We start from the raw sequence: 25,107 nt of genomic DNA, 5'->3' as shown, positions 1-25,107 counted from the left end.
GGCGAAACCCAGTGCTTGAATGTCGCCACAAAGCTAGGCGCATTTCCTGCACAGGTCTACAATCGCCCTCCTCGCTTTTACATCGCCGTCCACACTGATGCCGACCTGTACGCTCCACCCCCTGCCCTACCAGCCCGACCCTGCCGCCTATTTCGCCCGCCTGCGCCAGGCCCCCGGTGCCATCCTGCTGGATAGCGCCCGACCCGGCGCCGAACGCGGGCGCTTCGACCTGCTCAGCGCCTGGCCGCTGCAACACCTGCAAGCGCAGCCCGACGAAGATGGCCGCACCTTCCTCCAGCGCCTGCGCGCCGGCCTGGCACGACTGGGCCATGCGCAGTTGCCCGCAGGCAGCGAGCAGCTGCCGTTTGCTGGCGGCCTGATCGGCTACCTGAGCTATGACTTCGGCCGCCGCCTGGAACACCTGCCCAGCCTGGCCGTGGACGACCTTGGCCTGCCAGACGCGCAACTGGGCCTATATGCCTGGGCGCTGGTGACCGACCACCAGTGCGCGACCAGCCAACTGGTGTTCCACCCGAGCCTGCCGGGCAGCGAACGGGAACGCCTGATCGCCCTGTTCGAAGGTGTCGACAACGCGCAAAGCGGCAGCTTCCAGCTACTCGCGCCGATGGCCGGCGACCTGCAGCCCGATCAGTACAAGGCCGCCTTTGACCAGGTGCAGCGCTACATCCAGGCCGGCGACTGCTACCAGATCAACCTTACCCAGCGCTTCCGCGCGCCCTGCCAGGGCGACCCGTGGCACGCTTACCAGGCCCTGCGCAAAGCCTGCCCCACCCCCTTCTCCGGCTACCAGCAACTGGCCGACGGCAGCGCCCTGCTGAGCTTTTCGCCCGAACGCTTCATCCGCGTCAGCCAGCGCCAGGTGGAAACCCGGCCGATCAAGGGCACCCGCCCGCGCGCCAGCAACCCGGCAGAAGACATGCGCAATGCCGAGGAGCTGCTGCACAGCCCCAAGGATCGCTCGGAAAACCTGATGATCGTCGACCTGCTGCGCAACGACCTGGGGCGTACCTGCGAGATCGGCTCGGTGAAGGTACCGGAGCTGTTCAGCCTGGAGAGCTACCCCAACGTGCACCATCTGGTCAGCAGCATCACCGGCCAGTTGGCCAGCGACAAGGACGCCCTGGACCTGATTGGCGACAGCTTCCCCGGCGGCTCGATCACCGGCGCGCCGAAGATCCGCGCCATGCAGATCATCGACGAACTGGAGCCGGCACGCCGGGCGCTGTACTGCGGCTCACTGCTCTACGTGGATGTGCGCGGCGAGATGGACAGCTCGATTGCCATTCGCAGCCTGCTGGTCAAGGGCGGACAAGTCAGTTGCTGGGGCGGCGGCGCGGTGGTGGCCGACTCCGAGTGGCAGGCCGAATATGAAGAGTCGATTGCCAAGGTGCGGGTGTTGATGGAGACCTTGCAGGGCTTGTGATCGGCGGCGCCTGCTTCGGGGGCTCGCCCGCTCCCACAACTGGCAGATGTGCGCTGTACCTGTGGGAGCAGGCGCCACCGACTGCAAGCCCGCCTAACCCGGCATTTTTTGTTACCATCACCTCACTACGAGCGCACAGCGCCACAGCCAAGATGGAAACCGCCTGATGAGCCAACCCTTCGACGTCGCCGCCCTGGCCGCGACCTATGCCAACAAGTCCCCGCAGGACATCCTCAAGCTTGCCTTCGAGCACTTCGGTGATGACCTGTGGATCTCCTTCAGCGGCGCCGAGGACGTGGTGCTGGTGGACATGGCCTGGAAGCTGAACAAGCAGGTCAAGGTGTTCAGCCTCGATACCGGCCGCCTGCACCCGGAGACTTACCGGTTCATCGATCAGGTCCGCGAGCATTACAACCTGCCGATCGAAATCCTCAGCCCCGACCGCGCCAAGCTCGACCCGTTCGTCAAGGAAAAGGGCCTGTTCAGCTTCTACAAGGACGGCCACGGCGAGTGCTGCGGTATCCGCAAGATCGAGCCGCTGCGCCGCAAGCTGGCCACCGTGAGCGCCTGGGCCACCGGCCAGCGCCGCGACCAGAGCCCGGGTACCCGCAGCCAGGTGGCGGCAGTGGAAATCGACAGCGCCTTCTCCACGCCCGAACGCACCCTGTACAAGTTCAACCCACTTGCGCAGATGACCAGCGAGGAGGTGTGGGGTTATATCCGCATGCTGGAGCTGCCGTACAACAGCCTGCACGAGCGCGGCTTCATCAGCATCGGCTGCGAGCCCTGCACCCGCCCGGTACTGCCAAACCAGCATGAGCGCGAAGGGCGCTGGTGGTGGGAAGAGTCGACGCAGAAGGAATGCGGGTTGCACGCGGGCAACCTGATCAGCAAGGCATAAACAGCTGGGCCGTTGTGGGAGCGGGTTCATCGAGGCGTCGAACCGCCGCGAACACCGGCGAAGCCGGTGCCATACACCGCGTCGCCTTCTTCGCGGGTAAACCCGCTCCCACAGGGGCCGTGAGGCCCCTGCAATTCCGGATCAGTGCACCGGCAGCTCGACGCCTTCGAACAGGTCTTCCAGCTCCTGCTTGTTGTGGCACTGGATGGCCTTGGCCATCACTTCACGGGTCAGGTGCGGGGCGAACTTCTCGATGAAGTCGCACATGAAACCACGCAGGAAAGTGCCGCGGCGGAAGCCGATCTTGGTAATGCTGGCTTCGAACAGCTCGCTGGCATCCAGGGCCACCAGGTCGCTGTCGAGTTTGGTGTCCACCGCCATCTTGGCGACGATCCCCACGCCCAGCCCCAGGCGCACATAGGTTTTGATCACGTCGGCGTCAGCCGCGGTAAACACCACTTTCGGCGTGAGGCCGCGGTGGTTGAACGCTTCGTCCAGCTTCGAACGCCCGGTGAAACCGAACACGTAGGTAACGATCGGGTATTCGGCGACCGCTTCCAGGGTAAGCTTTGGCAGCTTGGTCAACGGATGGCCCTGCGGCACTACCACGCAGCGATTCCACTTGTAGCACGGCATCATGATCAGGTCGCCGAACAGCTCCAGCGCCTCGGTGGCGATGGCAAAGTCGACCGTACCGTCCGCGGCCATTTCGGCAATCTGCATGGGCGAACCCTGGTGCATGTGCAAGGACACTTCCGGGTACTGCTTGATGAAGTTGCTGATCACCGGCGGCAAGGCATAACGCGCCTGGGTGTGGGTGGTGGCGATGGACAGCGTGCCTTTCTTCTCGTTGGAGAACTCCTGGGCAATCTGCTTGATGCTTTCGACCTTGCGCAGGATTTCGCCGGCGGTATTGATGATGCGCTCACCCGCCGGGGTAACGCGGGTCAGGTGCTTGCCGCTGCGGGCAAAGACTTCAACACCCAGCTCATCCTCGAGCAGGCGGATCTGCTTGCTGATACCTGGCTGGGAGGTATACAGGCTCTGCGCCGTCGCGGAGACGTTGAGGTCATGATGCGCCACTTCCCAGATGTAGCGCAGTTGTTGAAGCTTCATAGGTTTCCCTCGGTTCAGCGATGAGTCCGCGGCAGCAGGCGGCGACGATATATAACTATATTAGTGGTTCTGGAAATAAATCTAGAACTATTTTGTTACATGCCACCCCGAAATGGCCTACGGCCATCTTCATGCTTTCCTACGCCCCAAATGCTGCGCCAGCGGCACCATGTATACCGGTACCGGCGACAGCTGCAGCAGCCGTACCGCCGTGCGCCCCAATGGCACATCCACGCCGGCGCCGGTACTGTGGCTACCGAAAATCAGCAGATCGACGCTCAGCCGCTGTGCCTGGTCGAGGATCACCTGCGCTGGGTCGCCCTGACGTACCCGCACTGCCTTGATCACTGCCAGGTCAGCCTCCTCGCCAAGTTCGTCGCGAAAGTTTTCCAGCACACGCTGCTCGATATTGGCCATCACCGTATTCACCCCCTGGCTGTGCAACTGGTCGAGCGTCTGTTCATCGAGGTAGCTCTGCAGGAGAGATTCAGCGAACTGGCCCATGGGCTCCACCGCATGGATCACATACAACTCGGCGCCAAATGTGCGCGCCAGCGCCAGCGCGTGTTGCATGACAAAAGGGGCGTAGACACCGAGGTCGGTGGCATACAGCATGGAGTGGATCATTCGACCTCCTCGACTGCCGCTGCGGCAGAGCAAGCTTCAGCTTAGCAGCGCGCCGGACGCACGCTTTGCCGTCCGGCGCGCTGCCAATGCGGGCTGGAGCGCCCCGACGGGGCCAGAGCCACCCTCAGCGGGGCTGTTCGCCCCGGTCTATGAAAGCCAGCGCCTGATACAGCATCTCCATGCGCGGCAAGTGGCAGCCTGCCGCACGCGCCTGTGCCAACGGCTCGGCATAGATGGCCTGCAGCTCCAGCGGGCGCTTGTGGACATGGTCGTGGTACATGCTGGGCCAGTAGTCGGGCATGCGCTCGGTCACCTGGAACAGGTGCTCGGCATATCCCTCGGGCAACACATGGCCACATGCCGCCGCGCCTTGTACTACCTCCGCCATCAAGGCCTGGATCAGGGCACGGCCATTACTGTCGGCCATCAACGGCGTGGTGCTGGCACCGAGCAGCACCGACAGGCCGTTATAGGGCACGTTCCATACCAGCTTCTGCCAGCGTGCCTGGGCCAGGTCGGGCATGGCCTGCGAGTCGATGCCCGCAGCCCGGAACAGCTCAGCCCCCTCATTGACCAGCGCGGCACCGCCATCGTTGGCCGGCCCGCTGTGGTAGCCAAGGTTGACCGCGCCCAGGGCCTGGTGGCGGATCACGCCGGGTGCCTGGCGGTTGACGCAGATGAAACACAGGCCGCCGAGCAGGTGCATGTCGCTGCGCAAGGCCGGACGCAACTGCTCCTCCACGCCCAGACCGTTCTGCAACAGCACCACCTTGGCGCCCGGTGCAGCCGCCTGCACGATCAGCGGCGCCAACTGGTCATTGCTGGTGGCCTTGGTCCCCACCAGCAGCCAGTCGCAGGGCGGCATGTCGGTGGCACTGGCATAGGCCTGCACCTTCATCTGCAAGTTGCCATGCACGGCACTGTCCAGGGCCAGCCCCTGCTCGCGGACAACCTCGTACTCGCTGCGCAAAAGAAAATGCACATCGAAGCCGGCCCGGGCCAGCATCAACCCATAGAAGCCGCCGATGGCGCCACTGCCGATGATGCCGATACGTGGTGTGTGCGGATGCATGCCGATCTCCTGGTAAAAGTCAGCCCTCTTTTTACACAGGTTGCGCGGCGCTGGGCAGCCCATGCTCGGCAAACACCTGCCATCTCGGAAAAACCCCACACGGACTGGGCCCAGCCCATTGTCGCGCCACCTGTAACGCGCTAAGGTTCGGCTCCCCGCTGCGATTATTCTTGCTGCTGGGCCGCACGGGGATAGTTGGCGGCCGGCACCCGTGACCTGACGAGTAACACGATGGCTGATTTACCGATCGATGACTTGAACGTTGCCTCCAACGAGACCCTGATCACACCCGATCAGCTCAAGAAGGAAATCCCCCTTAGCGCCAAGGCCCTGCAGACCGTGACTGCCGGCCGTGAAGTGGTGCGCAATATTCTCGACGGCAAGGACCATCGCCTGTTCGTCGTGGTCGGCCCTTGCTCGATCCACGACATCAAGGCCGCCCACGAGTACGCCGAGCGCCTGAAAGTGCTGGCCGAGGAAGTGTCCGACACGCTGTACCTGGTCATGCGCGTGTATTTCGAAAAACCGCGTACCACCGTCGGCTGGAAAGGCCTGATCAACGACCCATACCTGGATGACTCGTTCAAGATCCAGGATGGCCTGCACATCGGCCGCAAGCTGCTGCTGGACCTGGCCGAAATGGGCCTGCCGACCGCCACCGAAGCGCTCGATCCTATTTCTCCGCAGTACCTGCAGGACCTGATCAGCTGGTCGGCCATCGGCGCCCGTACCACCGAATCGCAGACCCACCGCGAGATGGCTTCGGGCCTCTCCTCGGCAGTCGGTTTCAAGAACGGCACAGACGGCGGCCTGACCGTTGCCATCAACGCCCTGCAGTCGGTATCCAAGCCACACCGCTTCCTCGGCATCAACCAGGAAGGCGGCGTGTCGATCGTCACCACCAAGGGCAACCCGTACGGCCACGTGGTACTGCGCGGCGGCAACGGCAAGCCGAACTACGACTCGGTCAGCGTCGCCCTCTGCGAACAGGACCTGGCCAAGGCCAAGATCAAGGCCAATATCATGGTCGACTGCAGCCACGCCAACTCCAACAAGGACCCGGCCCTGCAACCACTGGTGATGGAGAACGTCGCCAACCAGATCCTCGAAGGTAACCAGTCGATCATCGGCCTGATGGTCGAGAGCCACCTGAACTGGGGCTGCCAGTCGATTCCGAAGAACCTGGACGAGCTGCAGTATGGCGTGTCGATTACCGATGCCTGCATCGACTGGTCGGCTACCGAGAAGACCCTGCGCAGCATGCGTGCCAAGCTTAAGGATGTGCTGCCGCAGCGTAAGCGCGGCTGATGCAATAAAAGAGCGGGGCCGCTTCGCGCCCCATTCGCGGCACAAGGCCGCTCCTACAGGGTTATGCGATTTCCTGTAGGAGCGGCCTTGTGCCGCGAATGGGGCGCGAAGCGGCCCCGCTTTTTTTACAGAATCAGACCTTGCTCGAATGCCGCTGCTGGCGCTCCATGTAGCGTTCCACGTACGAGCAGGACGGAATCACCGTGTAGCCCATCTGCTCAGCATACTCCAGGGCCCGCTCGGTCAGGGCGGCAGCAATCCCGCGGCCGCGCAGGGCGTTGGGTACGAAGGTGCGATAGATGTCCAGCGTCTGTTTGCCCAGATCCATGTACGTCAGATAGGCACGATGACCGTCCACGCTGGTCTCGAACTGATGACCGGCCTGGTCATGATGGATGGTCAGCGCTTCGCTCATCACTACTCCTCGCAGGTCTTCTCGGCAGACCCATACCTTAACCGATGGTGGTTTATCCGGCACAGAATCCTCTACGCCACCTGTTGCCCACTTCGACCACTGGACGATTGCAATCGTTCGGATCTTCTGGCACTCACAAGATAGTAGGCGTCGCAGGCGGGATTGCTCAAGGTGGTGGCGGTTAAAAATGGCGAAAATGCGGCCAAATGCCATTCTTGACGGCGCGCCCTGCTGCAACCGGATGTACTAGGGCTTAAGACGCTGGCAGACAGTTAGAGTCACCCTTAGTTCAACAAAAAAGTTCCTGTACCACAGTCGCTTGCGAAGCCTGCACGTTTTTTTCACGGGCGTGTCGCAAATCTTGTCGGAAAGGCGTCAAGCAACATTTTTTTTGCAGTTCTTGCGCTTAGTCAGTTTACTTACTACAAGTAATGGGTACTATGTACGCCGGCCAGTTTCTCTTTTCCGAGAGATGGCTATTTAATAGAAAGTCCTTGAAGGGGAACACGATGAACAACGTTCTGAAATTCTCTGCTCTGGCTCTGGCCGCAGTTCTGGCTACCGGTTGCAGCAGCGTATCCAAAGAAACCGAAGCTCGTCTGACTGCGACTGAAGACGCAGCAGCTCGCGCTCAAGCTCGTGCTGACGAAGCCTACCGTAAGGCTGACGACGCACTGGCAGCCGCTCAGAAGGCTCAGCAGACCGCTGACGAAGCCAACGAGCGCGCTCTGCGTATGCTGGACAAAGCCAGCCGCAAGTAATAATCCTCACGGATTGTTATGAAGCCGACCCACTTGTGGGTCGGCTTTTTTATTGCCTGCGCACAAGGCAAACGCGCCAGGCAGAAACGAAAAGGCCTGCACTAAGGCAGGCCCGGGTGTGTCGCAATTACCTTACTGCAGTTCGGGCGGAATGCTCGAAACCATCGGCGCACCACCCTGGTTTTCGGTCGGTACGGCAATTTCCACCGGCATGCCATCTTCCGCGGCCACCACATCACGCACCATGTCCCAGTTCATGCGTAGGTTATTGGCCAGATCTTCTCGCTTGAGCAAGGCATTGATAACAGCAGTGTGTTTATCGACCACCGACGGATTACCCTGGTCGTCCAGCGGCGTGTGCGCCTCCAGATAGACCTTGCCACCACTGATACCGAACTTGTAGGGCTCGTTGATGATGCGCACCGGCGTACCCACCGGCACCATCTTCGACAGTTCCAGCACGTTGTTGTTGAGCATGCGGAAGCAACCGTGGCTGGTACGCATGCCAATGCCGAACTTCTTGTTCGAACCGTGGATCAGGTAGCCCGGCACGCCGAGGGTGAACTTGAACGGCCCCAGCGGGTTGTCCGGGCCGGCCGGCACCACGCTCGGCAGGATGTCGCCGTCAGCCGCGTGCTCGGCACGGATGGACGCTGGCGGGGTCCAGGTCGGGTTTGGCGTCTTGGCGGTGATCTTGGTATTGGCGATCGGCGAACCCCAGCCTTCACGACCGATGCCCAGCGGGAATGTATGCACCACGTTCTGCCCTTTCGGGAAGTAGTACATACGGTATTCGGCCAGGTTGATGACGATGCCCTCACGCGGGCCAGGCGGCAGGATGTAGCGGGTCGGCAGGATGATCTCGGTGCCGGCACCTGGCAGCCATGGGTCCACGCCCGGGTTGGCGGCGATCATTTCCAGATAGCCGAGGTCGTTGGCAGTGCCGATATCGGCAAACGTGTCCTCGTACTTTGCCTTGATCACATGCACCTGGCCGATGATGTCTTCACCGGGTGGTGGCAGGGGCAGCTCCAGCGCAGCAGCGGGGCCTGCTACCAGCAGGGCGGCCAGGGACAGGCTACGGGTGACGGCAGGAAAGCGCGGCAACATCCGGTAAATCCTTCGAAAGGTGGGTCAAGAGAATCGATTGTACACCCGCGCCGATGCAAGCGGGAGGCATTGGCGCCATGCAAGCGTTTCAGATGATGAAAGGTGCGGCGTTCAGCCGCCCTGCAGCTCCGGCCACACCGGGCGCATGCCGCGCCGCTGGGCATCGAGGATGGCGCGGCACAGGTCGCACAGGCGACCGTCGCGGTAGATCGAGCGCGGCACCCCCGACCAGCGCGGTTGCGCCGGCAGCAGGCCACCGCACAAGGTGCGGTCGGCCGGTACGCCCAGCTCCAGCTGGCGGGCCACGAGGTGGACGCGGATTTCCTGGCAGGCGAACAGGTCGAGCTGCTCATCAGGCTCGATCAGTTGGTAGGCATACAGGGACCAGGCAGGGCGCGGCATCGGTGGCACTCGAAACGGGGGGCGCAACATTAGCCGAAAGCCGGCGCCGTTTAAAGCGTCACAGCAAGGGTTTTATCGCCGGCCAGGCATTTTCCAGCAGGCGCTGCTGGGCAGCCTGGGCCGGGTGAATGCCATCCGCCTGCATCAACTCAGGCACGCCCCCTACCCCCTCGAGGAAAAACGGCACCAGCGGGACCTGTTTTTCTGCCGCCAGCTGTTCATACACCTGGGCGAAGGCGGTGGTGTAGCGCACGCCATAATTGGGTGGCAGGCGCATGCCCAGCAGCACCACCTTGGCACCGGCATTGCGCGAGCTCTCGATCATCGAGGCAAGATTTTGTTGCAATTGCGCTGGCGGCTGCCCACGCAGGCCATCATTGCCGCCCAGTTCCAGTACCACCAGGCTCGGCTTGTGCGCTGCAAGCAGCGCCGGCAGCCGCGCCTGGCCACCTGCACTGGTGTCGCCGCTGATCGATGCATTGACCACCTTGTCGTCGAAACCTTCGTCCCGCAGGCGGGTCTGCAACAGGGAAACCCAGCCCTGGCGGGTATCCAGGCCAAAACCGGCGCTGATACTATCGCCGACAACCAGCAGTGTTCCCGCCGCCGCGCTCTGGGCCAGGCAATACAGGGCCAGACCGGCACTCAACCACCACACTCGCATCGGATTCTCCATGGGCCCCAGCATTCTCGTTGCGCAGAACCTTAGCAAAGTGGTCCCCAGCGCGGAAGGTGACCTGACCATCCTGCACGCCCTGTCCCTCGACCTGGCCCAAGGCGACAGCCTGGCAATCGTCGGCGCCTCGGGTTCGGGCAAGTCGACCCTGCTTGGCCTGCTCGCCGGCCTCGACCAGCCCAGTGCCGGCAAGGTCATCCTTGCTGGCCACGACCTGGGGCCGCTGGATGAAGACCAGCGCGCGCGGGTGCGCGCCGAACATGTGGGTTTCGTGTTCCAGTCGTTCCAGTTGCTCGACAGCCTCAATGCCCTGGAGAACGTCATGCTGCCGCTGGAGCTGGATGGCCGCCGCGATGCCCGCGAACACGCGCGCACCCTGCTCGAACGGGTCGGTCTGGGCAAGCGCCTGAGCCACACTCCGCGCCAGCTTTCGGGCGGCGAACAACAACGGGTGGCCATCGCCCGCGCCTTCGCCGCGCAACCGGCAGTGCTGTTTGCCGACGAACCCACCGGCAATCTCGACAGCCACACCGGCGAGCGCATCAGCGACTTGCTGTTCGAACTGAACAAGGAGCGCGGCACCACCCTGGTGCTGGTTACCCATGACGAACGCCTGGCCCGGCGCTGCCGCCGCCAGATTCGCCTGGATGCGGGCCGCCTGGTGGCCCCGGCGGAGGCCTGATGACCCACATGCCGCTGTCCCGCCTGTGCGGCCTGGCCCTGCGCCAGCTGCTGCGCGACATTCGCGCAAGCGAAGTGCGCGTGCTGTTCTTCGCCCTGCTGGTGGCGGTCGCGGCCAGCACTGCCATCGGCTATTTCGGTGCCCGCCTCAACGGCGCCATGCAACTGCGCGCCAGCGAGTTCCTTGGTGCCGACCTGGTGCTGCAGGGCAGCGCCCCGGCCCGCGACCAGCAGATCGAGGCCGGCAAGGCACTGGGCCTGCGCCACGCCCAGGTCGTCGAGTTCACCAGCGTGGTCGGCGGCGACAACGGCATCCAGCTGTCCAGCGTCAAGGCTGCCGACGGTGCCTACCCATTGCGCGGGCAAGTGCGCAGTGCTGCGCAGCCCTATGCCACAGAAACCCCGGGCGGCGGCCCGGCACCTGGCGAAGCATGGGTCGAACCACGCCTTTTGGCGGCATTGGGGCTGAAGGTTGGCGACAGCATCGACGTGGGCATGAAGACGCTGCGCATGAGCCGCGTACTGACCTACGAACCGGACCGCGCCAACAACTTCTACAGCCTTACCCCACGGGTAATGATGAACCTGGCCGACCTGCAAGCCACCGGCGTGATCCAGCCGGGCAGCCGGGTCACCTACCGCGACCTGTGGCGCGGCGATGCCGAAGCGCTGGCCCAGTACCGCGGGGCACTGAAAAAGGACCTGGCCGCCAACCAGCGCCTGCGCGACACCCGCGATGGCAACCAGCAGGTCGGCGGCGCGCTGGGCAAGGCCGAGCGCTACCTGAACATGGCCAGCCTGGTGGCGGTGCTGCTGGCAGGCGTTGCCGTGGCCCTGTCGGCCAACCGCTATGCCGCACGCCGCCTGGACGCCAGCGCCCTGCTGCGCTGCCTGGGCCTTTCGCGCCGCCAGGCACTGGGCCTGTACTGCCTGCAGTTGGCCATGCTCGGCCTGGTCGCCGCGCTGGCCGGCGCCCTGCTCGGCTGGCTGGCGCAACTGGGCCTGTTCCGCCTGCTGCATGGCCTGTTGCCAAGCGTGGTGCCTGCAGGCGGCATCGTCCCAGCCCTGGCCGGCATCGCTACCGGGCTGGTAGCCCTGGCCGGTTTCGCCCTGCCGCCAATTGCCGCGCTGGGCCAGGTACCGCCGCTTCGCGTGCTGCGCCGCGACCTGCTGCCGATACCGCCCAGCAGCTGGCTGGTATACGGTGCGGCCCTGTTCGCCCTGGGCCTGATCATGTGGCGCCTGAGCCTCGACCTGCTGCTCACCTTCGCCCTGCTCGGTGGCGGCCTGGTCGCCGCGCTGCTGCTCGGCGGCCTGCTGCTGCTCGGTTTGCGCAGCCTGCGCCAATTGCTGGCCGGGGCACCACTGACCTGGCGACTGGGGCTGGGCCAACTGCTGCGCCACCCCATGGCCGCTGCCGGCCAGGCCCTGGCCTTCGGCCTGATCCTGCTGGCCATGGCCCTGGTCGCGCTGCTGCGCGCGGAACTGCTCGACACCTGGCAAGCGCAGTTGCCCAAGGATGCACCCAACCATTTCGCCCTGAACATCCTGCCGGATGATCGTGAGCCCTTCGCCCAACACCTGCAGCAGGTCAATGCCACCTCGGCGCCGCTGTACCCGGTGACACCCGGCCGCCTGGTAAAAATCAACGAGCAACCGGTGCAGCAGGTGGTCAGCAAGGACTCGGCAGGTGAGCGCGCCGTTCAGCGCGACCTCAGCCTGACGTGGGCGGCCGAGCTGCCCGAAGGCAACGCACTGACAGGCGGCAACTGGTGGCAGGCGTTGCCCGCCGAAGATGAAATCCCCGGTGTGTCGGTGGAGGCGGAACTGGCCAACAGCCTGAAGCTGCAACTGGGTGACCTGCTAACCTTCGACATCGGCGGCCAGCAACGCCAGGCACGGGTCAGCAGCCTGCGCAGCGTGCACTGGGACAGCTTCCAGCCGAACTTCTACATGATCTTCCAACCCGGCACGCTGCAGGGGCTTCCGACCACCTACCTGACCAGCTTCTATCTGGCACCGGGCCATGACCTGGATGTGGTGGCGCTGTCACGGGCATTCCCGGCAGTGACCATCCTGCAGGTGGACGCCTTGCTCGATCAGCTGCGCAGCATCCTCGCCCAGGTGACCCTGGCGGTCGAGTATGTGTTGCTGTTCGTGCTGGCAGCTGGGTTGGCGGTGCTGTTCGCTGGCTTGCAGGCGACGCTGGACGAGCGTATCCGCCAGGGCGCCTTGCTGCGTGCGCTGGGCGCGGCGCGGCCATTGCTGGTCAAGGCGCGGCGGATCGAGTTCGGCTTGCTGGGTGCGGCCAGCGGCTTGCTGGCGGCGGTCGGGTGTGAGCTGATTACCTTGGTGCTGTACCGCTATGCCTTCGACCTGCAATGGAGCCCGCATGTGTGGTTGCTGCTGTTGCCGCTGGCAGGGGCGCTGCTGGTAGGTGGTGCAGGGGTGCTGGGGACGCGGCGGGCGTTGAATGCCAGCCCGCTGGCGGTTTTACGCGAGAGTTGATGACAGCCTGTGCCGGCCTCTTCGCGGGTAAACCCGCTCCCACAGGTCCGACACAACGGTCAAATGCTGTGGTAACCCTGTGGGAGCGGGCAAGCCCGCGAAGAGGCCGGCACAGTCAAAATCGACTCATTGCCCGTAGCTGATGCTGTTTACATACCAGGTCGCTTCACCGGTAGGCGTGTGCACCACCACCTCATCACCCTCCTCCTTCTTCAGCAAGGCGCGAGCCATGGGCGAGTCGATCGAGATGTAGTCATTGCGCCCATAGATCTCGTCATACCCGACAATGCGAAACTTCATGGTCTCGCCCTCGTCGTTCTCAATCTCCACCCAGGCACCGAAAAACACCTTGCCCTCCTGCTGCGGCGAGTAGGCCACCACCTTCACATCTTCAAGACGCTTGCGCAGATAACGCACCCGACGGTCGATCTCGCGCAGCAGCTTCTTGTTGTACTGGTAGTCGGCATTCTCGCTGCGGTCGCCCAGCGAGGCCGCCCAGGTAACCTTCTGGGTAATCTCGGGGCGGTACACCCGCCACAGGTGGTCCAGTTCTTTCTTCAGCGCCTCATGGCCTTCCGTGGTGATGATATTGGTACTCAACAGCGCGCTCCTCAGCGGCGGGTAATCAGGCCTTGGCGCGCGATACGGGTGAGGTGGCCGATGATATCGGCGGCCTCGTCCGGCGCCGGGGCCTGGATCACGGCCAGGTCGAAACGGTCATTGCCATACTGCGCGAGGTGGCAGCCGGTGTCGGCGAACTGGATCAGAAAGGCACGCGCCTGGCCCTTGCGCCTGGACAGGCCTTCAAGGTGACGCAAAAGAGTGGGTTGATGCTGGCCGCCGAGCAGGATGCGCGGTGTGCGGGACGCCTGGCTGGCAGGCAAGGGGCTCAAACAGACACTGGTACGTGGGCAACTCATGGAGCTTCTCTCCGCCTCGCGAATCCCGCTGGGCAGCGGTGGGAGGCGTCACCGAACCAGCGCTTTAGCGGTATTTCGGATGACCCGGAGAGGGGCTTTCCTGCGCCCCGCAAGTAGCTGTTTAAATCGGCGCAGACGGTATGCTAGAGCTACAAGCGGCAAGATACAAGCCTCAAGCCGAAAGTGATCGGCCTGAGGCTTGTATCTTGGCATTTGCGGTGTATCAGCGGGCGATCAGGCGGTCCAGCGAGAAGCGGCCAGCGCCTTCGATCAGCACCGCAACGGTGCCAGCCAGCAGGGCCAGGCCGAACTCATAGCCGTTGTTGGACATGAACAGGCCGTTGCCGATGTGCACCGAGAGGATCGCCACCACCAGGGTCACCGCCAGCACCAGGGCCGCCGGGCGGGCCAGCAGGCCGATCACCAGGGCCAGGCCGCCGAAGAACTCGGCACTACCGGACAGCAGGGCCATCAGGTAACCCGGGGCCAGGCCGATGCTCTCCATCCACTGGCCGGTGCCTTCCAGGCCATAGCCGCCGAACATGCCGAACAGTTTCTGCGCACCATGCGCAATGAAGATGATGCCGACCAGGATACGGATGACGCTCAGGCCAGCGCCGGCGCGGGTGGAGAACAGAGCGTTGAGGGTAGCGTTGTTCTCGTCGAAGACTCCTTGAAGCGGGAAAGTTGTGTTGGGATGGGCGCCATCATAATCGATTCGATAGATATGAAAATCGCAAAAAACCCAACATAACAATCGACAATATCGATTTGTTAGCGTTTAGCCACACGCTCCAGCGCAGCACGTTCCCGATTGAACGCTACAAAGTACTTGTTGACGCTGTTGACGAAGTTGACTGGCCCCATGCCCACCTGCTCCATGGCAATGCGTTCGGTCTGGAAGAACCACTGGTCGCCATTCAGCCCGCGACGCCGCGCCTCCGCACGCATGGCCTGGACCCGCTCGGGCCCCAGGTTGTAGGCCGCCAGGACGAAGGCCATGCGCTCGCGCTCGTTGATCTTGGCGCTGGCAAAGAACTTGCGCCGGATCAGCGCCAGGTAACGGGCGCTGGCCTGGACATTGCCATCCACCGAGGCGGTGTTGCTCACCCCCACGCGCTGCGCCGCCGAAGGGGTGATCTGCATCAGGCCATGGGCCCCTCCGGTGCCGCGCGCTGCCGGGTTGAGCGTCGACTCCTTGAAGGCCAGCGCGGCCAGGTTGAGCCAGTCGATCTGCTGCGCCTCGCCGTGTTTCTGCAGCACCCCCCGCAGCGCGGTCAGGCGCTGGCGATTCTTGCTGGCCAATGGGTCGTGCACCCGGTACTGGCGGCGGTAGATGCGCTCGAACGCGGCGTCCTGGTTGTCCGGCGCCCGGTAGCCCTGCAGAAAGCGATCGACTGTGGCCAGCAACTGCGGCGCATCGCGCCCCACATACCAACGCATGGCTTGCGGCGCCCCCAGTTTTACGCGGCTGTCCAGCCTCAGGCGCGGCATCACCCGGGCCCAGCGCCGGGCGATCGGCTGCTCGACCACGGTCAGGTGATAGATGCCGGCCTGGACCATTTCCAGCACATCCTCCACCGCCAAGGTCGAGTCGACCCACTCCACCTTGATCGGCGCGCGCTTGCGCAGCGCCAGCTGCTGGTTGACCTGCTGGATCAAAGGGCCGGCCGCGCTGGCGCTGGTCAGGGCCACGGTACGCCCGGACAACTGCTCGACATGGCTGAAACTGCGCTCGCCCTTGCGCCCCACCAGCAGCAGCGGCACCTGGTCGAGCACTGGTGCGCTGATGCTGACCCCGCGCACCACGGCGGGGTCGAGCAGCTCGCCCGGCGCGGCCAGGTCGCCCTCGCCACGGGCCAGTGCGCCCAGCAACTGCTCCTTGGCCCGCGGGATCAGCTTTAGCTGGATCTCCTGGCCATCGTCGGCGCGGGCATTGAGGTAATGCTCCAGGGCACGCAGGCGGTAGTATTCGATACCGACCGGCTCGCCCTTGACCTCACCGGAGCTGTTGCGGCTCTGGTTGACCAGCACCCGCAGCACCTGGCTGGTGCGAATCTGTTGCAGGTCACGGACCTTGGCAGGCGCGATGTTCTGCTGCGGCCCCGGCGCGCGCGCATGGGCAGGCCCGGTCAGGGTCAGCCCAAGCGTCAGCAGGAGAATAAGCCAGCATCGCTGCATGCGAAAACGTGTCCGTTGTCGGTGGGCGGCATCCGTGGGTTGTGCCGCCAAGAGAAATGACGGCAAAAGACCACGGCAACAGCATGAAGTTCTTGGCTTTTTCAGAAAAACAAGGTTTTTGCTATGCTGGCCGCCCCGCGGCACGAGGTAGCACCATGCAACTGATCGATATCGGCGTCAACCTGACCAACAGCAGTTTCCACGACCAGCAGGCGGCAATCGTCGAGCGCGCCCTTGAGGCCGGGGTCACGCAGATGGTGCTGACGGGCACCAGCCTGGCGGTCAGCGAACAGGCGCTGGAACTGTGCCAGCAACTGGATGCGAACGGCGCGCACCTGTTCGCCACGGCAGGCGTACACCCTCATGATGCCAAAACCTGGGATGCCGGCAGCGAGCGCCAGTTGCGCCAGTTGCTGAATGAAACACGCGTGCGCGCCGTGGGCGAATGCGGCCTGGACTTCAACCGCGACTTCTCCCCTCGCCCGCTGCAGGAAAAAGCCCTGGAGGCACAACTGGCACTGGCTGCCGAGCTGCGTCTGCCGGTGTTCCTGCACGAACGCGACGCCAGCGAACGCCTGCTGGCGATCCTCAAGGATTACCGCGACCACCTGGCCGGCGCAGTAGTGCACTGTTTTACCGGCGAGCGCGACGCGCTGTTCGCCTACCTGGACATGGACCTGCACATCGGCATTACCGGCTGGATCTGCGACGAACGCCGTGGCACCCACCTGCACCCGCTGGTGGGCAACATTGCCGAGGGGCGGCTGATGCTGGAGAGCGATGCGCCTTACCTGCTGCCGCGCAGCCTGCGGCCCAAGCCGAAGAACGGGCGCAACGAGCCGGCGTTCCTGCCAGAGGTATTGCGTGAAGTGGCACTGCACCGGGGTGAGTCAGCCGAACATACGGCGGCGCATACCACGGCAACGGCGCGAGCATTTTTCCAACTCCCCTGAACCCGACGCGTTCTCCTGTAGGAGCGGCCTTGTGTCGCGAAAGGGCCGCAACGCGGCCCCGGCAATCTATCCGCTGAAGCTGAAAACCTGGGGGCGCTTCGCACCCCTATCGCGACACAAGGCCGCTCCTACAAAAGCGCGGCAGAACTTGCGGCGGAATTTTCTTGATACACATCAAGAAAGGCCCTGGCTTGTGCAGGCACAATGATGGCACCTTGCCAATATTGTTCCCGCTCAACTCAGAGAAGACCTGCCCATGGGTGCCTGGCTTAGCAATGTTTCCCTGAAGTACAAGTTCTGGGCCGTCAACGCGGTGGCCTTTGTCACGACCTTGCTGCTGGTGCTCTATGCCGTGCACCTGGAGCAGCGCGCCCGCGCCGAGGCCGCGCAGGCCCAGGCGGCCGCGCAGGCGCAACTGCTTGCTGCCTGGCCGGCCGGCCAGCCGCTACCCCGCCCGGCCAATGTCATAAGCTGGTCGCCCGGGCAAACGCCCACCTTCGCGGGCGAACCCCTGGAGGCCCTGCGCAATGCCCAAGGCTGGGTCGAACTGCCTGCCGCCCGGCTCTTGGGCAACAACCCGCTACAGGGCGCGCAGGTACTGCGCAACGGTGATCAGCAGATGGCCGTGCTGGCCCATTCGCCAAGCCTGCGCCAGGTGTTCTTCGACCGATTCAGCAACTACGCGGTATGCGTACTGATCCTGATGCTGGCCATGCTCGGCGCCTCGCAGTTGCTGATCCGCTTCCTGCTCAGCCAGCTCAACACCCTCAAGGATGTGATGCTGCACGTGGAAAAGACCGGCGACCTGTCGGCCCGCGTACCGTTGGCCTGTGGTGACGAGGTCGGCCAGATGGCCGGGGCCTTCAATGCCATGCAGGCGACCTACCACCGCGTGGTCAGTACTGTCGCCCACACCGCTGCGCAACTGGACTCCGGTGCCGCGCGCCTGGCCGCGAGCATGAGCGACGTGCGCCACGGCATGCTCGGCCAGCAGAGCGAGACCGACCAGGCCGCTACCGCCATCAACGAAATGTCGGCAACGGTGCACCACATCGCCCAGCATGCCGGCGCCACCCGTGACCTGTCACAAACAGCCGACGCCCTGGCCGGTAGCGGCCAGGAGGTGGTCAGCCGGGTACAGGACTCGATCTCCGGGCTGTCCAGCGGCGTGCAGCAAACTGCCGAGATGATTCGTCAACTGGCCGAAGACAGTCAGAAGATCAATGGCGTGGTCAGTGTGATCCACAGCATCGCCGAGCAGACCAACCTGCTGGCGCTCAATGCCGCCATCGAAGCAGCGCGCGCCGGCGACCTGGGCCGCGGCTTTGCCGTGGTGGCCGATGAAGTGCGCAACCTGGCCAAGCGCGTACAAAACTCCACCGACGAGATCACCACCATGGTTTCGGCTCTGCAGTCGGGCACCCGGGATGCAGTGGAATTCATGCAGGAGAGCTCGTACAAGGCCGACGACTGCGTCCGCCAGGCCCAGGAGGCCGGCGAGGCACTGGCCGAAATTACCGGTGCCGTGGCGCAGATGCGCGAAAGCAACACCCAGATTGCCGTGGCAGCCGAGCAGCAAAGCCAGGTGGCCGAGGAAATGAACCGCGCCGTGGTGAGTATCCGCGATGTCACCGAACAGACCGTGCAACAGACCGTGGGCTCGGCAACCACCAGCAGCGAACTGGCAACCCTGGCCGGTGAACTGAACAAGGCCATTGGCCAGCTCAAGCTATAGTCACCATAGCCAGCCTCGATTGGCCCCCGCCTGGGGGGCGCACTAAGCTTTGGGCATGACCGAGAGGAAATGCCCATGAGCAAACGCCTGCCCAACCTGCCCGCCTGGCAATGGCGCGGCTACCACCACAACCACCGCCACCCGACCAACCTGGTGTTGCACCTGATCGCCGTGCCGTTGTTCATCCTTGGCGCGTTGCTGATTCTGTCCGGCCTGTTCGGCCTGGATCTGGGCCAGATTGCCGTTGGCATCATTGCGCTGATCGCCGGCCTGGGCCTGCAGCGCCAGGGCCATCGACTGGAAGCAGAGCAACCCGAACCCTTCGCCAACCGCAAGGATGCCGTGCAACGCCTGCTGACCGAGCAGTTCATCACCTTTCCGCGCTTCTTGCTGAGCGGGGCCTGGTGGAAGGCCTGGCGGGAACGACACAAGCATCGTCGCTGATGCCATTGGGGCTGCTCTGCAGCCCAATCGCGACGCAAGGCCGCTCGCACAAGAACCGCACATGTCCTGAAATTTACGCGATCCTGTGGGAGCGGCCCTGTGTCGCGATCGGAGCGCAACGCGCTCCCAGGCTCGGTCAGGCAAACACGGTAACCGTCTGCCGGCTCAAGGCCAGCAACTCGCCCTGCGCCGTCCTCAACGCAGCGGCCGCGTGCCCGTAACCATCCCGCGCATGCTCGGTTTCCACGCAATAATGGCACCAGTCCAGGGTCGACAGCTGCGCCCTGGGCTGCATGAATTCGATGGTCCAGGTCAACGTGCTGCCGGCAGCCGGCTTCTTGAGAAACGGCATCAGGCTCGGTGGCCAGGCATCGACCAGCGCCAGCAGGTGCGCCTCGTTGACCGGTTCTTCGGCCACCCCGCGCAAACGCACCCAGCCGCCCATTTGCCGCGACTGATTGCCACTGAACGGCAATCCACCCACCGCCCAGCGCAAGGCCACATGCTGCATGAACTCAGGAGTAACGCCTTTGATATGGGGTAGCTCGGGAGCTGCATCGTCGAGCGCTTTCATTTCCTCGGCCGGCAAGGCTGGTACATCGACCACCGACGGCCGCCCTGCACCGAAATTGCCCTGCACGAGCGTCACTACCTGGCCGTCTTGAACGGCACGGCCCAGCAAGGTGCTGACAGCCTTGCCTTCACGCAGCACCTCTACATCGAAGCGGATTGGCACATCTGCCGCGGCTGGCGCCACAAAGCTGATGGCCAAAGAACGCACGGGGCGGTCATCGGAGATTTTCTGGCGCATGGCTTCATACACCATGGCCGCCATCAGCCCGCCAAAGGCGGCGCGCCCCTGGGCCCAGCTTGGCGGGACACATACAGCTTCGGGGTTGGCCCGCACGGCGTCGAGCAGTTGGTTGAAATTCATTGGCCGGCTCCTGCCTGCTGCGAACAAGGTCTGCCCATCCTAGCCAGCAAACCCATGCCGATCAGCCCGCATTTCGGTCATTTTTCGGGCTTTCGCCGCGCCAACGCCTGCTGCAGTGCATCCAGCGTCGCATCCGAATGGCGCTCGGCCTCATGCAATTCCTGCTCCCAGGCGACCCTGCACGGCGCCAGGTCGGCATGCTCGCGCGCCTGCAGCAGCCATTGCAGGCGATCATGCCAGTCACCCAAATCGCCCTGGGCCTGCTTCAGCAAGCGCCGCAACTGCTTGCCCGCATGGTCGAGCTGCGGATAGGCCTCATCGCCATAGCGCGCACGCTTGATCAGCAAACGCAGGCGGTGGCGGTCGTGGGCCGGGTCCTGCAGTGCCTGGTACAACTTGCGCCACTGCTTGCCCAGGCGTTTGTCGATGCGCTTTTCCAGCGCCTTGACCAGGCCCTCGCGACCGGCTGCACGCATGAACAGCGGAAACGCGTCGACAATCGCCAGCACCCGCGTCAGCTCGGGGCTGGCGGCAACACTGGCGAATGTCCTGGCACGCCCTTCCAGGCGCCGCTGCCCGGCCTCGGCAAAACCATGCCCAATCAGTTCGGCCGCCAGCACCTCACGGTCGCGCAACGGCGTGGTGAGGGTACCCAACGACGTGGCGGCCTCCTCCAGCTGCTCCACCCCCGGCAGCCCTCGCAGCGGCCGCAGCAGGCTGCGCAGGCGCCGCAGGGTGGTGCGCAGGTCATGCAAGGCCTCGCTGTCGGTATCGGCAGCCAGGCGCTCGCGGCAGGCCAGCAGGCGCACCTGCAAGGCCACTATCTGGGCAACCACATGATCGAGCATGGCAGACATTGAAAGACGCTCCTTGGTCAGCGCCCGGCGCGAGACTCACGAATGTAGAAACGGGCCTTTTCGGCTTTTCTGGTACAACTTTCGTAACCTTCGAACTGCTGTTGGGTCTTGGCACCGGTCAGCAGCGACAAGGCCTTGGAGTAGCTCACGGCACCGGCAAAGCCTTCGGCCTTGGCCAGGTCCAGCTCCTTCCAGGCGGCATCCAGTTGGGTTGCGCAACTCTCGCGGTAGGCCGTCTTGCCCGCGCAGCCAGCAAGGGCCAAGGCGATCAGTGGAAGGCAGATCCAGGCTTTCATCGGTAATACCTCAATGGAAAAAACATTGGCTGTTCGACGCCCCGGCAGCTGAAAAGTGCCCTGCCCAGCCAGCTTGGCCCAGCCAGTTTTATTACAGTAGCTCAGCACGATGCACATTGAAGCACAGGTGGCGATGGGTGCATTGTAGGACCATGGTTGCACTGGCCGGGGAATGTTCATGAGCAAACGCGTGGCACTGGTACTGGGATCGGGTGGAGCCCGGGGGTATGCACACATCGGCGTGATCGAGGAAATCGAGCGCCGCGGCTACGACATTGCCTGTATCGCCGGCTGCTCGATGGGTGCGGTAATCGGCGGCATCTACGCCGCGGGCAAGCTGGAAGACTACCGCAACTGGATCGAGAGCCTCGACTACCTGGATGTGTTGCGCCTGGTCGATGTCAGCTTTCGCCTCGGCGCAATTCGCGGCGACAAGGTGTTCGGGCAAATCCGCAAGATCGTCGGCGAGATCAACATCGAGCAATTGCGCATCCCTTACACGGCGGTTGCAGCCGACCTCACCAACCAGCAGGAAATCTGGTTCCAGGAGGGCTGCCTGCACCAGGCCATGCGCGCCTCGGCAGCCATCCCCAGCCTGTTCACCCCGGTGATGCAAGGCAACCGCATGCTGGTCGACGGCGGCATCCTCAACCCGCTGCCGATCGTGCCGGTGGTGTCCAGCCACTGCGACCTGATCATCGCGGTCAACCTCAATGCCACCAACCAGAAGCAGTACCAGCTACCGGTGATCGAACGCCCAGCGGCGTTCAAGATGCGCTTCGATGCGCTACTCAGTTCGCTGGGTTCGCGCTTGCCGTTCCGGCGCAAGCCGGCGGAGGAGCTGATACGTATCGAGCAGGAAATCGTCGCCGAAGGGCTGGCGCCGCCTAACCCGTGGCTGGCCGATGCCGCCAACCCGGAAGGCCAGCAACCGGCGGCGGCACCGGAGCGCGAGGGTGCGCCAAAGTCTGCGACCGGCTCGTTCATCATCGACAACGTGGGGCCCGCTTCGCTGCTGGACTTGATCAACCAGAGCTTCGAGGTCATGCAGACCTCGTTGGCACAGTACAAGATCGCAGGCTATCCACCGGATGTGCTGATCAACGTGCCCAAACGAGTGTGCCGTTTTTTCGAGTTCTACAAGGCGCCGGAGCTGATTGCCCTGGGGCGGGAGATTGCGCGGGATACGCTGGATATCCATGAAGGGGTGAAACGCTAGACCTTGCGCTGCTGGTGCCGGCCTCTTCGCGGGTAAACCCGCTCCCACAGGTTCACCACAGTACTTGAAACCTGTGTTGGACCTGTGGGAGCGGGTTTACCCGCGAAGAGGCCGGCACAGACAACAGAAACGAAACAGGCCGCACTGGGCGGCCTGTTCTTTCATGCATCCATCACCTTAGTAACGGGTGATATCCGCCTTGGCTTCCAGCTGCTTGCGGTATGCCGCGAAGTCCTGCTGGCCAGCACGCGACGCGAGGTAGCGGCGGATCTGCTGCTTCTCTTCATCGGTGGCAGCAGCGCCTTCGTTGACACCCTTGAGCTGCAGTACCACCAGGCTACCGTCACGCAGCACGACGCTGCCATAAACCGGCTTGTCCTTGGCCTGTGGCTTGCCCAGGCGGAACAGCGCCTGCAGCTCGGCCGGGTCGATACCGTCCTCGCCGCGGGTAACTGCTTCATAGGCCTTCCAGCCCTGCCCTTCGTGCACACTGCCCGCTGCGATGGAACCGTCACGCAGGCCGGCAATCAGCTTGTCCGCCTTGGCCTTGAGCTCGGCAGTTGCCTTCTCCTTGGCCAGGTGCTCGCTGATGTTCTTGGCCACGGCTTCCAGCGGCAGCTGCTCAGGCTTGCGGTGCTCCTTGACGCGCAGCACCACGGTGGTTTCCGGGTCGAGCTCGATGGCGGTGCTGTTGGCACCCTCCTCCAGCACTTCTTCGGAGAATGCGGCCTGCACTACCGAACGGTTGGCAGTGATGCCTTCGCCACCCTCGCGGCCGAAGGCTGCGGAGGTTTGCACCTTCAGGTTCAGGTCCTGGGCCGGCTGGGCCAGGTCCGAAGCCTCGTAGGCAGCATCCTGCAGCTGCTTGCTGGCATCTACGTAACGCTGCTCGACCAGAGGGATCTTCAGGTCACGGGTCAGCTTGTCCTTCAGGCTGGCGAAGCTCGGCACTTCCGGCGCCTGCACGCCCAGCAGCTTGATCAGGTGGTAGCCGAACTCGGTGCGAACCGGCGCCGAGACCTGGCCGTCCTGCAGCTTGTACAGCGCATCCTCGAACGCCGGGTCGTAAACACCCGGGCCGGCGAAGCCAAGGTCACCGCCGCTATTGGCCGAACCCGGGTCCTGGGAGAACTCCTTGGCCAGCGCGGCAAAGTCTTCGCCCTTGGCCAGGCGTTGCTCGATCTCTTCGGCGCGGGCCTTGGCCTGGGCGTCGGTGACCTTGTCGTTGACCTCGATGAGGATGTGCGCGGCATGACGCTGCTCGGCGAGGTTGGCGATTTCCTTCTCGTACTGGGCCTTGAGCTCTTCGTCGGTCACCTTGACCTGATCGAAGAACGCCGACTTCTTCAGCTCGATGTAGTCGATCACCACCTGGTCTGGCGACATGAACTCCTTGGCGTGCTGGTCGTAGTGCGCCTTGACCTCTTCATCGCTGACCTTGACCGCGGCCGGGTCGGCCTTGAAGGTCAGGGAAGCGAAGTCACGGGTCTGCTTCTCGAGGCGGGCAAAGGCATCGACCTGCTGGTCGGTCACGAAGCTGCTGCCGGCCAAGCCGGTGCGCAGTTGGCCGATGAGCATTTCCTCGGCGAGCATGTCGCGGAACTGCATGCGGCCATAGCCCATCTGGCGAATGACCTGGTCGAAACGGTCGGCACTGAATTTGCCGTCCACCTGAAACTCCGGCGTCTGCAGGATCACCTGATCCAGTGCGGCCTCGGAGAAGGCGAATTTGGCATCTTCGGCGCCTTGCAGCAGCAGCTTGCGGCTGATCAGCCCCTTCAGTGCCTCTTCGCGCAGCAATTTGTCATCCAGCAGCGCCGGGTCGAAATCCTTGCCCAACTGTTGCATCAGCTGACGGCGCTGCATGTCGGCCGCCTGGCTCAGCTCGTTCTGGCTGATGGTCTGGCCGTTCACCTTGGCGGCGTCCTGGCTATGGGTGGCGGCCTGGAAAATGGCTTCGAAACCGGTCAACGCCATCAACACGACGATAAGGCCGATGATGGTCTTGGCAATCCAACCTTGTGAATTGTCCCTGATATTTTGCAGCATGCGTCCCCCAGAAACGGTTGTACCACTGCGTCGACAACCGCGGAGCGTGGGTAGAAACCTGATAAAAGAAAGGCGCATCCGAGGATGCGCCTTTTCTTAGCAAACGTGTCAGGCGGGAACGTTTGCGCCCCGCCATCACCGTGCTCGGACCTGGCCAAGCCGGGTCCGGCTGAAAGAGACGACTTAGTTGACGGCGTCTTTCAGGCCTTTGCCAGCCTTGAAGCCTGGAACCTTGGCGGCAGCGATCTTGATCGCGTTACCGGTTTGCGGGTTGCGGCCGGTGCGCTCTGCACGCTCCTTGACCGAGAAGGTACCGAAGCCAACCAGTACCACATCGTCACCTTGCTTCAGGGCGCCGGTGACGGATTCGATGACTGCGTCCAGCGCACGGCCGGCTACAGCTTTCGGGATGTCAGCAGATGCGGCGATAGCGTCAATCAGTTCCGACTTGTTCACTCTAAGTCCCCTTATTTCTCTATTGAGTTTGTTTCTAAGTAT

General features: G+C 63.6%; 26 protein-coding genes. 10 read left to right on the top strand and 16 right to left on the bottom strand.

The genetic code is table 11. The features are described 5' to 3' along the window. The first annotated feature begins 97 nt into the window (after nt 1-97). Nucleotides 98-1,444, top strand: coding sequence for an aminodeoxychorismate synthase component I (gene pabB, locus KDB76_RS10270; protein WP_013971906.1), 1,347 nt, complete (start codon nt 98-100; stop codon nt 1,442-1,444). A 166-nt stretch (nt 1,445-1,610) separates the two neighbouring features. Further along, a complete protein-coding gene (locus KDB76_RS10265) occupies nt 1,611-2,345 on the top strand; it encodes a phosphoadenylyl-sulfate reductase (RefSeq protein WP_038409223.1) in 735 nt (244 codons plus the stop codon). 141 nt (nt 2,346-2,486) lie between these two features. On the opposite strand, the gene cysB is transcribed toward KDB76_RS10265, so the two are convergent. From cysB to KDB76_RS10250, 3 genes are all read right to left on the bottom strand, one after another. Further along, nucleotides 2,487-3,461, bottom strand: a complete 975-nt coding sequence (gene cysB / locus KDB76_RS10260; RefSeq protein ID WP_013971904.1) for an HTH-type transcriptional regulator CysB — start codon at nt 3,459-3,461, stop codon at nt 2,487-2,489. Between the two features lie 129 nt (nt 3,462-3,590). Next, nucleotides 3,591-4,088: a universal stress protein gene (locus KDB76_RS10255; RefSeq protein WP_013971903.1), complete on the bottom strand. Its 498-nt coding sequence runs from the start codon at nt 4,086-4,088 to the stop codon at nt 3,591-3,593. A 124-nt stretch (nt 4,089-4,212) separates the two neighbouring features. Continuing rightward, nucleotides 4,213-5,160: a putative 2-dehydropantoate 2-reductase gene (locus tag KDB76_RS10250; RefSeq protein ID WP_013971902.1), complete on the bottom strand. Its 948-nt coding sequence runs from the start codon at nt 5,158-5,160 to the stop codon at nt 4,213-4,215. 231 nt (nt 5,161-5,391) lie between these two features. Between KDB76_RS10250 and KDB76_RS10245 the strand changes: the two genes are divergently transcribed. Next, on the top strand, nt 5,392-6,468 hold the full coding sequence (locus KDB76_RS10245) for a 3-deoxy-7-phosphoheptulonate synthase (RefSeq protein WP_013971901.1): 1,077 nt from the start codon (nt 5,392-5,394) through the stop codon (nt 6,466-6,468). 133 nt (nt 6,469-6,601) lie between these two features. Here KDB76_RS10245 and KDB76_RS10240 read toward each other — a convergent pair whose 3' ends face one another. Continuing rightward, the gene (locus KDB76_RS10240; RefSeq protein ID WP_003259781.1) at nt 6,602-6,883 is read right to left on the bottom strand and encodes a GNAT family N-acetyltransferase; all 282 of its coding nucleotides are present in this window, start codon (nt 6,881-6,883) and stop codon (nt 6,602-6,604) included. Between the two features lie 509 nt (nt 6,884-7,392). Between KDB76_RS10240 and oprI the strand changes: the two genes are divergently transcribed. After that, a complete protein-coding gene (gene oprI, locus KDB76_RS10235; protein WP_003259780.1) occupies nt 7,393-7,644 on the top strand; it encodes an outer membrane lipoprotei OprI in 252 nt (83 codons plus the stop codon). Between the two features lie 132 nt (nt 7,645-7,776). On the opposite strand, the gene KDB76_RS10230 is transcribed toward oprI, so the two are convergent. From KDB76_RS10230 to KDB76_RS10220, 3 genes are all read right to left on the bottom strand, one after another. After that, nucleotides 7,777-8,754 carry a L,D-transpeptidase family protein gene (locus KDB76_RS10230; RefSeq protein WP_003259779.1) on the bottom strand — a complete coding sequence of 326 codons (978 nt, stop codon included), beginning with the start codon at nt 8,752-8,754 and terminating at the stop codon, nt 7,777-7,779. A gap of 111 nt (nt 8,755-8,865) precedes the next feature. Then, a complete protein-coding gene (locus KDB76_RS10225; RefSeq protein ID WP_013971899.1) occupies nt 8,866-9,156 on the bottom strand; it encodes a hypothetical protein in 291 nt (96 codons plus the stop codon). Between the two features lie 58 nt (nt 9,157-9,214). Beyond that, nucleotides 9,215-9,820, bottom strand: coding sequence for an arylesterase (locus KDB76_RS10220; protein WP_023663107.1), 606 nt, complete (start codon nt 9,818-9,820; stop codon nt 9,215-9,217). 10 nt (nt 9,821-9,830) lie between these two features. Between KDB76_RS10220 and KDB76_RS10215 the strand changes: the two genes are divergently transcribed. Together KDB76_RS10215 and KDB76_RS10210 are read left to right on the top strand one after the other, a co-directional pair. After that, nucleotides 9,831-10,514 carry an ABC transporter ATP-binding protein gene (locus KDB76_RS10215; RefSeq protein WP_003259775.1) on the top strand — a complete coding sequence of 228 codons (684 nt, stop codon included), beginning with the start codon at nt 9,831-9,833 and terminating at the stop codon, nt 10,512-10,514. Continuing rightward, nucleotides 10,514-13,021: an FtsX-like permease family protein gene (locus KDB76_RS10210; protein WP_038409221.1), complete on the top strand. Its 2,508-nt coding sequence runs from the start codon at nt 10,514-10,516 to the stop codon at nt 13,019-13,021. The genes KDB76_RS10215 and KDB76_RS10210 overlap by 1 nt, the downstream gene beginning before the upstream one ends. Before the next feature lie 126 nt (nt 13,022-13,147). Here KDB76_RS10210 and greB read toward each other — a convergent pair whose 3' ends face one another. The 4 genes from greB to KDB76_RS10190 all read right to left on the bottom strand — a co-directional run bounded on the left by greB (nt 13,148) and on the right by KDB76_RS10190 (nt 16,122). Next, entirely contained in the window at nt 13,148-13,621 is a 474-nt protein-coding gene (gene greB / locus KDB76_RS10205) for a transcription elongation factor GreB (RefSeq protein WP_013971895.1), read from the bottom strand. 11 nt (nt 13,622-13,632) lie between these two features. Then, a complete protein-coding gene (locus KDB76_RS10200) occupies nt 13,633-13,941 on the bottom strand; it encodes a hypothetical protein (RefSeq protein ID WP_023661930.1) in 309 nt (102 codons plus the stop codon). A 223-nt stretch (nt 13,942-14,164) separates the two neighbouring features. Continuing rightward, entirely contained in the window at nt 14,165-14,578 is a 414-nt protein-coding gene (locus tag KDB76_RS10195; protein WP_031324761.1) for a DoxX family protein, read from the bottom strand. Nucleotides 14,579-14,715: 137 nt separating this feature from the next. Continuing rightward, a complete protein-coding gene (locus KDB76_RS10190; RefSeq protein ID WP_038409219.1) occupies nt 14,716-16,122 on the bottom strand; it encodes a transglycosylase SLT domain-containing protein in 1,407 nt (468 codons plus the stop codon). A 155-nt stretch (nt 16,123-16,277) separates the two neighbouring features. Here KDB76_RS10190 and KDB76_RS10185 point away from each other — a divergent pair, with 155 nt between their 5' ends. From KDB76_RS10185 to KDB76_RS10175, 3 genes are all read left to right on the top strand, one after another. Then, the gene (locus KDB76_RS10185; RefSeq protein ID WP_038409218.1) at nt 16,278-17,075 is read left to right on the top strand and encodes a TatD family hydrolase; all 798 of its coding nucleotides are present in this window, start codon (nt 16,278-16,280) and stop codon (nt 17,073-17,075) included. A 256-nt stretch (nt 17,076-17,331) separates the two neighbouring features. Beyond that, nucleotides 17,332-18,810, top strand: coding sequence for a methyl-accepting chemotaxis protein (locus KDB76_RS10180; RefSeq protein WP_038409216.1), 1,479 nt, complete (start codon nt 17,332-17,334; stop codon nt 18,808-18,810). Nucleotides 18,811-18,885: 75 nt separating this feature from the next. Next, a complete protein-coding gene (locus KDB76_RS10175; protein ID WP_038409214.1) occupies nt 18,886-19,254 on the top strand; it encodes an Mpo1-like protein in 369 nt (122 codons plus the stop codon). A 136-nt stretch (nt 19,255-19,390) separates the two neighbouring features. Here the strand turns inward: KDB76_RS10175 and KDB76_RS10170 are convergent, their stop codons facing one another. From KDB76_RS10170 to KDB76_RS10160, 3 genes are all read right to left on the bottom strand, one after another. After that, nucleotides 19,391-20,188 carry a thioesterase family protein gene (locus KDB76_RS10170; RefSeq protein WP_038409212.1) on the bottom strand — a complete coding sequence of 266 codons (798 nt, stop codon included), beginning with the start codon at nt 20,186-20,188 and terminating at the stop codon, nt 19,391-19,393. 77 nt (nt 20,189-20,265) lie between these two features. Next, nucleotides 20,266-21,045: a CHAD domain-containing protein gene (locus KDB76_RS10165; RefSeq protein ID WP_023661056.1), complete on the bottom strand. Its 780-nt coding sequence runs from the start codon at nt 21,043-21,045 to the stop codon at nt 20,266-20,268. 17 nt (nt 21,046-21,062) lie between these two features. Continuing rightward, nucleotides 21,063-21,341 (bottom strand): hypothetical protein, encoded by a 279-nt coding sequence (locus tag KDB76_RS10160; protein WP_003259403.1) that lies wholly within the window; start codon nt 21,339-21,341, stop codon nt 21,063-21,065. Between the two features lie 178 nt (nt 21,342-21,519). On the opposite strand from KDB76_RS10160, the gene KDB76_RS10155 reads away from it, so the two are divergent. Continuing rightward, nucleotides 21,520-22,560, top strand: a complete 1,041-nt coding sequence (locus KDB76_RS10155; RefSeq protein WP_024086621.1) for a patatin-like phospholipase family protein — start codon at nt 21,520-21,522, stop codon at nt 22,558-22,560. Between the two features lie 177 nt (nt 22,561-22,737). Here KDB76_RS10155 and KDB76_RS10150 read toward each other — a convergent pair whose 3' ends face one another. Both KDB76_RS10150 and KDB76_RS10145 read right to left on the bottom strand, forming a co-directional pair. Next, nucleotides 22,738-24,609, bottom strand: coding sequence for a SurA N-terminal domain-containing protein (locus KDB76_RS10150; protein ID WP_013971884.1), 1,872 nt, complete (start codon nt 24,607-24,609; stop codon nt 22,738-22,740). 183 nt (nt 24,610-24,792) lie between these two features. Then, nucleotides 24,793-25,065, bottom strand: a complete 273-nt coding sequence (locus KDB76_RS10145; RefSeq protein WP_003259401.1) for an HU family DNA-binding protein — start codon at nt 25,063-25,065, stop codon at nt 24,793-24,795. Nucleotides 25,066-25,107 lie beyond the last annotated feature (42 nt).

This window comes from Pseudomonas sp. JS425 (assembly GCF_018223845.1).
Lineage (GTDB): Bacteria > Pseudomonadota > Gammaproteobacteria > Pseudomonadales > Pseudomonadaceae > Aquipseudomonas > Aquipseudomonas asiatica.
The sequence above is the reverse complement of the archived record's forward strand: the minus strand, read 5'-3'. Positions and strand labels throughout refer to the sequence as shown.